The 7,381-nt window shown below is 68.5% G+C and carries 6 protein-coding genes and 1 pseudogene; 2 read left to right on the forward strand and 5 right to left on the reverse strand.

The window, feature by feature from the left end:
• Positions 1-105: 105 nt before the first annotated feature.
• The gene (locus AB0K21_RS41790; protein WP_343971086.1) at positions 106-1,032 is read right to left on the reverse strand and encodes a tyrosine-type recombinase/integrase; all 927 of its coding nucleotides are present in this window, start codon (positions 1,030-1,032) and stop codon (positions 106-108) included.
• 285 nt (positions 1,033-1,317) lie between these two features.
• Between AB0K21_RS41790 and AB0K21_RS41795 the strand changes: the two genes are divergently transcribed.
• On the forward strand, positions 1,318-2,316 hold the full coding sequence (locus AB0K21_RS41795; RefSeq protein WP_364158205.1) for an STAS domain-containing protein: 999 nt from the start codon (positions 1,318-1,320) through the stop codon (positions 2,314-2,316).
• Positions 2,317-2,321: 5 nt separating this feature from the next.
• The gene (locus AB0K21_RS41800; protein ID WP_364158208.1) at positions 2,322-3,350 is read left to right on the forward strand and encodes an acyl-CoA desaturase; all 1,029 of its coding nucleotides are present in this window, start codon (positions 2,322-2,324) and stop codon (positions 3,348-3,350) included.
• Between the two features lie 143 nt (positions 3,351-3,493).
• Here AB0K21_RS41800 and AB0K21_RS41805 read toward each other — a convergent pair.
• From AB0K21_RS41805 to AB0K21_RS41820, 4 genes and pseudogenes are all read right to left on the reverse strand, one after another.
• Positions 3,494-3,853 (reverse strand): annotated as a pseudogene (locus tag AB0K21_RS41805) (Tn3 family transposase); the annotation flags it as partial.
• A gap of 388 nt (positions 3,854-4,241) precedes the next feature.
• Entirely contained in the window at positions 4,242-5,591 is a 1,350-nt protein-coding gene (locus AB0K21_RS41810; RefSeq protein WP_364158211.1) for a hypothetical protein, read from the reverse strand.
• 39 nt (positions 5,592-5,630) lie between these two features.
• Positions 5,631-6,530: a hypothetical protein gene (locus AB0K21_RS41815; protein WP_343971098.1), complete on the reverse strand. Its 900-nt coding sequence runs from the start codon at positions 6,528-6,530 to the stop codon at positions 5,631-5,633.
• Positions 6,531-6,562: 32 nt separating this feature from the next.
• Positions 6,563-7,066 carry a hypothetical protein gene (locus AB0K21_RS41820; RefSeq protein ID WP_343971100.1) on the reverse strand — a complete coding sequence of 168 codons (504 nt, stop codon included), beginning with the start codon at positions 7,064-7,066 and terminating at the stop codon, positions 6,563-6,565.
• Positions 7,067-7,381 lie beyond the last annotated feature (315 nt).

Consider the following 7,381-nt stretch of genomic DNA (forward strand, 5'->3'; position numbering starts at 1 on the left):
TTATCGCTGAGAATGATCATGGTGAGTAGTCGTCTCGGTGTTTCGGGGTCGTGAGGCGATCTCATGCGGATGGAGCGCCAGGGCGAGCGTTGCGGAGCGGACTGTTTAATGGTCGGTGATGAGAGCGTCCAAGGCGGCGGCCTTGTCGGCTTCGGTGGGCAGGGCGTAGCGGCGGGTGGTGTCCAACGAGCCGTGCCCTAGCAGTTCGGCGACCAGGATGGGGTCCTTGCCGTCGCGGATGAGCTGGGTGGCGAAGGTGTGGCGCAGGACCTGCGGGCCGAAGGGCTCGGTGGGGTCGTCATTGAGGCCTACGGCGTCGCCGAAGCCGGTAATGATGCCGCGGGCGGACCGATCGCTCAGGCGGCCGCCGTGGTGGTTGAGGAACAGCGCGGCGTGGGTGTCGGCCCCTTTCCAATCGGCGCGAGATGCCAGCCAGTCGGCGATGGCCTGGCGCAGGTCGGGATGGACGGGCAGCAGGCGGATCTTGCCGCCGTCGCGGCCTTTGCCACGGATGCGCAGCTCACCCTTGCGGGCTGACAGGCGCACGTCGGCCAGGTCGAGACCAACGACTTCGGAGATGCGCAGGCCGGCCAAGTAGGGCAGCAGGGCGATGGCCTTGTCGCGCGAGGTCGCGGTGAGCTGGACGTGGCGGATGTAGCGGCGGGCGCGGCGGGCGTCCAGGGCGCGGGGAGCGGTGCGGCCGGCGTCGCGCTCGCGGCGGGCCTGGGGCTTGCCGAGACCGCGGCGGGCGTAGAAGTCGTCGATGGCCGACAGGTAGGTGTCGATGGTGTTGGGAGCGCGGCGGCCGTTTTTCAGGTGGCGGCGGAAGTCACGTACCGCGCCGGTGGCCGCTACCGGGTCGGTGAGCGGGTCGCCGTCCAGGGCGCTGGCCTCGTGCTGGTCGGCCAGCCAGGCCAGGTAGCCGCGCAGCCGGGAGGCGTACTTGGTCTTGGTGGAGTCGGCCAGCGGGGAGCGCTCGAGCGCGGTGGCGTAGTCGGTGAGGATCGCCGCGTACGGGCCGGACAGCGGCACGGCCCGCGACCGGCTTGTGTTTCCGGAAGCTTCTCCGGCCGGTTCTGTGATCTCTGAGGGCGCGTTTCCGGAAGTCACCCGCACAGTTTACTTCCGGAATTGCCGAATTCCGGAAGTCATACCGTACACTGAGGGTACCGAGGTCTTTTCGAGCGTTGGCATTCAGGTCTGCGTCGCCCCCGGCGAACCACCACCGGCCCCTTCGCAGGGGCCTGGACAGGTCAGGCGACCATGACGCCGACACTTCTTTCTCAACCCGCACCACTCAGCCCTGTTTCATCAGCGATGCCTCGGGCCGATTCCGCGCTGCGACTCAGTCTTCACCCGGTGCTGGACCGGCGAGCCGTGGTGGACGGGGCCTGGTGGCCCTACTCCCGCGACGCGGCCGCTGAACTACCCGGCCTCATCGCCACCGTGGACCGGCGGCTGGGCCGAGTCACGCTCCGCATCGGCCTGCATGGCGATGCGTGGCAGAGCATCCCGCGCCGGGTCCCGGCACGGGGGCGGCAGGTCCGCATCGGCTGGTTCCGCCACACCGACCCGCGTCTGATCACTCTCATCTTCGCAGCCGGCGAGCCGGTCGTCCTGCTGGTCATCCCGCCGGACACCGCCGCCGCTCCTGCTGAGGCCACACTCAAGCTCACCGCCCAAGACCTCACCACCCAGGACAGCGCCGGTTTGAGCGCCGACGACGCTCAAACCGGCGCACGCTTGCCGCCCGACCCCGTTCCGCCTCCGCGCGGGACGGCCGCCGACGACACGGCCCGCTGGGAGAACGAGAGCGGGCTGGTCACCGGCCAGAAGGTGTCCTCCTCGCCAGACAGCCGCCAGCGCCAGCGTGCCCCGCGTGCCCTCTGCCGGCCAGATCGATCACTTTCAGGACTCGCCCGTCCTGGCGGCAGGCCGATCTCCGGTCGGCAGGCATCTCATCCCGTTCCAGCTTCCCCGAAGGAGACTTCCATAACCGTCATCGACACCGCGCCACTCGGCGTAGCCGACCGATCAAGGCCGACCGTCATTCACCTGTCCGGCGAGATCGACATCTTCACCAGCGCGGCGCTTCGCCGGCAACTGATGAACACGCTGCACTCCAGCACGAGCCTGCTCATCCTCGACCTGTCGCAGGTGTCGTTCTGCGACGCCGGCGGCTTGGCCGTCCTGGTCGGCATCCAGCACCGCGCCCGGCTGATGGGCATCACCCTCGCGCTGAGTGCGCCCCGCCCGTTCATGTCCCGGCTGCTGCACATCACCGGCCTGGACCGCGGCCTGCCAATGGTGGCGTGACCCGGATGCACACCCAAGCTCCGCAGGCCATCGGACAGCAATACGACGGACGGTCACCCTTCCCGCCCGCCCAGCAGCGCCTCAGTGTCCATGCCGGGCAGGCGGCGCTGACGGCCACGATCGTCATCGCGCCGTTCATCGCACTGGCGTGCGGCATCTGGCTGGCCTGGGGAAGCGGGATCAGCCTCACCGACCTGCTGCTGGCCACCGTCTTCTACATCGTGACCGGGCTGGGGGTGACGGTCGGCTTCCACCGGCTACTGGCCCACGGCTCCTTCACCGCCCGCCCCTGGCTGCGCGCCGTTCTGGCCGTGGCCGCGTCGATGAGCTTTCAGGGCAACCTCATCGGCTGGCTGGCCGCCCACCGACGACACCACACCTTCAGTGACCGGCCCGGTGACCCGCACTCCCCCTACCGCTACGGCGCCCATCCCGGCGGGCGGTTGCGAGGCCTGGCCCACGCCCACCTGGGCTGGCTGTTTTCCAGCGAACCCACCTCGGCCGCACGGTATGCCCCCGACCCGCTGCGCAACGATCCGGCCATGCTGCGGATCTCCCGCGCCTACCCCGCCTTGTGCGCCGCCTCCCTGCTCCTGCCGTTCGCAGCGGGCTGGGCGATCAGCGGCACCCTCTACGGCGGGCTGACCGCGTTCATCTGGGCCGGCCTGGTCCGCATCGCCCTGCTGCAGCACGTGACCTGGAGCGTCAACTCCCTGTGCCACGTGATCGGTGAGCGGCCGTACACAACCCGCCGCCACGACCGCTCCACCGACCTGTGGCCGCTGGCTTTGCTGTCCTTCGGGGAAAGCTGGCACAACGGCCACCACAGTCAGCCCGACTGCGCCCGGCACGGCCGCGCCGCCGACCAGATCGACCCCTCCGCCGCGCTGATTCGCTTGTTCGAACGCCTGGGCTGGGCCACCAACGTGCACTGGCAGGCCCCCGATTTCCTCCAGCACCATCGCGCGGTGGCCGGCAAACACACCCTGCACACCAGCGCCCGCCGCCCCGGCGGAGCCGGTGACCGCGCGTAACCGGCTGTCGTGTATTGACGTGCGCTGATCGGCAGAGGTCACGGTCGGCAGACACCCACGGGTGCCGGATCCTTCGATGCTAGGACATGGACGGCACATGCACTCCTTCGGATGTGAAGGAGAGGACCGCCGAGGAAGGCGGCTCACACCCCGTCCTCGTCCACCACGACGGCCTCGGGCAGCGCTGCCTCGCCGAGCGGCCGAAGGTCCCCGGCGGGTGCGGAGGAGGCGATAGCGTAGCGGCCCAGGCAGTTGAGATGGGCATGGCCGAGCGGGGACAGCCGGGCCACGTCGGCGTCCTTGACCGGCACGCCTTGAGCGCGCAGCTGGTCGATGATCGCGCTCAGGTAGCGGGAGTTCCACAACACCACGGCGTTGAGCACGAGCCCGAGGGCGGCCAGCTGGTCTTCCTGGCCTTCCCGGTAGGCCTGCCGGATCTTCCCGGCGTTGCCGTGGCAGATCTTGCGGGCCAGCCGGTGCCGGGACTCCTGGACCGACAACTGCTTGGGGGGCAGACCAAGTAAGTCGGAAAAGGGCAATGGCGGTCGGCGCACAGGACAGAACATGGACTCTGTCCGGTCACCTAACGGCATCACCCCAGGTCAAACCCGGAGCTGAGGCCATCGCCAAGGTCACCGAAGTGCTGGCGCCCCGCCCCCGCACCCACTGATCAACTGAGTGGCGGCTCGCCGGAGCTATAGGAGTCCCGGGCCGTCAACGCTTCCACATTGGTTCCCTTGCCGATTCGGTCTCGTGGCCCGTTCGGCAGCAGACCGCCGAAATCCGCCCTCGCCGAGCGGCAGGACAGACCGCGTGGCACCGGCTGTTGCCTCTTTCCGGCTTACGCCCCCTTAACGGGACTTTTCGTTCGGATGCTCGTCATGCCCCGTCTCAGTGGGCGCGTTCGAAACCCGCGGGGGCATCGGCGCCGACTGGAGTGGTGGCGGTGGGGCGGTTGGACTGGCAGCGCTGCTTCTCGGAGCCGGTCATCGGACCGGTGCGCTGGTAGAGGCGGTCGGACAGCTCGGTGGCGGGGTAGTCCAGGACGGTGTACAGGCGCCACTCGGTGTGGGGGTCGGCGGGAGCCGGGCTGGTGGTGAACCAGCCCTCGGTACGGCGGCGTCCGGCTTGGGTTTCCACCCATGAGGCCTCGGCGGGCTGGGCGACTTCGGTGACGTTGTGGGTGATGGAGGTGGACCAGCTGGGAGCCGTTCCAGCCCCGGCGGCGAACTGTTGGGCCATGGAGCTGGCCGCGCCCGCGCTGCCCGGTAGTCCGGCCTTGGTGGGCAGGTCTCCGTAGGAGCGCCCCGCGACGGTGACGGGACGGGTGCGGGTCAGGGCGTTGCGGGTGCAGTTGATGTAGGTGTCGCCGTTGGCCTTCGCAGGCTCGTAGTAGGTGTAGGAGTAGGCCTCCTGCGGGGTGAAGGAGCAGGTGCCGGGCGCGCTCGCGCAGTGGTTGACGGCGTCGGCGACCGGCCTGCGGTCGTTGCCGTAGAAGGCCTGGGAGTCCGGCAGCGCGCTCTTCGGGATGGTCTTGTCCACCGGTGGCGGGATCTGGGCCGCCCGCACATTGGCGATCAGGGGGCCGCAGTCGCCTCTGGCGTTGTCGGTGGCGGGTACTTGGGAGGTGAAGGTGAGCAGCGGCTCGTGCTCGCTGGCGGTGAAGGTGTAGGTCTGGCCGGTGCGCCAGACACCGGTGCCCAGGACGTTGGGTTTCTTGTCCGGGTCCGGGGCGGTGGTCCGGGCGCCGGCCTGGCCGCCGTCGCCCTCGACGGTGTAGGCCTGGCCCTGGGTAAGGGCCGCCGGGGTGCAGGCGGCGGCCACACCGGGGCTGTCGTCGAAGGTGACGGTGACCTGGGCGCCCGCGCGCACACCGCGCAGCCGCTGCTTGAAGGAGTGGGTGGTGGCGTTCGGCAGGCGAAGCATGACGGCCGTCTTGCCGTCGGGGTGGCCTGAGACGGTGCCTGCGTAGCGGGCGACGCCGTAGGATGTGCCGGCTCCATTGGTCGAGCCGACAGACCAGCCCTGGACAGCTGCCCAGTTCGGGCCGGTGCCGGTGAAGGCGGGCAGGGCGAAGTCGCCGTTGATGACGGTGACTGGCTTGGTATCGGGCCCTGTGGTCTGCGCGGATGCTGCGGCAGGGGCGAGCTGGGTGGCGTGTGCGGGCTGTGCCGCCAGGCCCAGGCCCAACAACAGTGCGCCGGCGACGGCGGCCCTGACGGGAGTGTGTGGTGACGTCATGATGATCTCCACGAAAAAAGGGGTGCTCAGGCGGGGCGGTCAGGAACGCCCGGCGGCGAGCACGGTGCATTGCCTCAGCCGCGCGCCTTGCGGCAGCGCGGGAAGGATCGTTGAGCGATCAGCCCTGCGGAATCCGCGATTGACGGTGTCTTCCACGGCGGTCTTGCTCGCGGGCCGCAACCGGTCGCAGGTGTCGCCCGGCACGGTGAAGGTGTCGGCGACGAAGGTGCTGGTGTTCACGGTCGAGGGGCCGTCGACCGTGACGTTGCGCACCTGCAGGCCGCCGATGGTGATCTTTCCCGCGACCCGCTGCATGGCGGAGCTGGCCCCAAAAACCAGGGCGTCGCCCGAGCGGACGGTGGTGGTGTACTGGGTCGCCTCGGTGTTCTCGGTGGTCCAGCTGCGCTGGTAGTGGAGCTTGAAGGCGCCCTCGAAGGCGCCCTTGGCGCCGAGCGAGCCCGCCAGCTTTCCGCTGCCGTTCGCCCCTCCTTTGGCACTGAACGCCGCGTATGGCCCTTGCTGGGTGTTGGGTGTGGTGAAGGTCCCGCTACCTTCTCCCGACACCCCTGCGGAGACCTCGCCGGAGGCGTTGACCTGCCCCTCGACCGAGATGTTGCCGGTTATCTCACCACCGAGGTTATCTGTGCTGCCGGTACGCAAGGTGACCTGGCGTTCCACGGTGATCGGGTCCTTGGTGCAGTTGATGACCGCGTTGCCCAGGGACTTCACGGCACTGTAGTACTCACCGGAAGCCTGTGAGTCGATACGGAAGCGGCAGGCGCCGGGATTTTCCGCGCACCGCCTGACCGCCTCGTCCACTGATGGCAGCGGCTTGTCGCCGTCGAAGGCCCGGGCGACAGGAACGTCGGGCACACCGGGTGCGGGGGTGGCCAAGGCGGTCGCCGGAACGAGCGCGACCAGGACGGCGGTGAAAACCATCGGTGTCCAACGAAGAGGAGAGTTCACGGCGGTCATGGGTTCATCAGCTCGCAGACACCGGTCAGCTGGGAGAAGTCAGGGGAGTTGCGCAGTGCGGCAGGCAGGCCCGCGGCGAACTCGTCACACGCTTCGGCGATGGCGGATGCGGCGTTGTCTGAGGGTGCGGGCCGGAAGTTGGCCAGCGCCTGCCGGGTGTCGTCGAGGTCCTTGCGCTGCTGGCCGCCGTCGCCGATGAGGTTCTCCATGCACTGCTTGGAGGTCGGAGGGCATTCCTCCACCTTCTTCTTGGCCTCGGCGATGTCCTCCTTGGCCTTGGCCGTGTCCTTCTTGGTCTCTTCTCGGTCGGCGTCGACGCCGCCGCGTTCCTCCTGGGCGCCGCACGGTTTCGGCTGCCCGTTGGGGCAGGTTTCCTCCTTGGGAGGATCCGCCTGAAGCACGGGGGAGGTGACGGCCATGGCCGCGGGGACAGGGGCGCAGGCGATTGCCAATGCCGAGGTGAGCATGACGAAGAAGCCAGATATGCGGATGTGGTGCATGTTCCTCTTCCTGCGGACAAACGAATCAGGGTGCGCGCATCAACGAGACGCATGCAAAAAGTAGCGATCCGAATACGCAAAGCAAGATTGCCACGCCTGGCGTGTCCCTGATCAGAGGCGTCGCCGCTTTCCAGTCCGCCAGCACTCGGCGAAGTGTCACACAGATCCTGAGCACGATCTGTCACGCAGATCATGAGACCTGACAACGATCTCTTGGAGCTGTCGTGACTCGCTTGATGCTTGACGCAATGGCATCGGATGATGCTTGACACTCCTAGCTGGTCTTTCGCTGTTTAGTATGCGCTCTGGACTTGA

This window comes from Streptosporangium sp. NPDC049248 (genome assembly GCF_040678965.1).
Taxonomy (GTDB): domain Bacteria; phylum Actinomycetota; class Actinomycetes; order Streptosporangiales; family Streptosporangiaceae; genus Streptosporangium; species Streptosporangium fukuiense.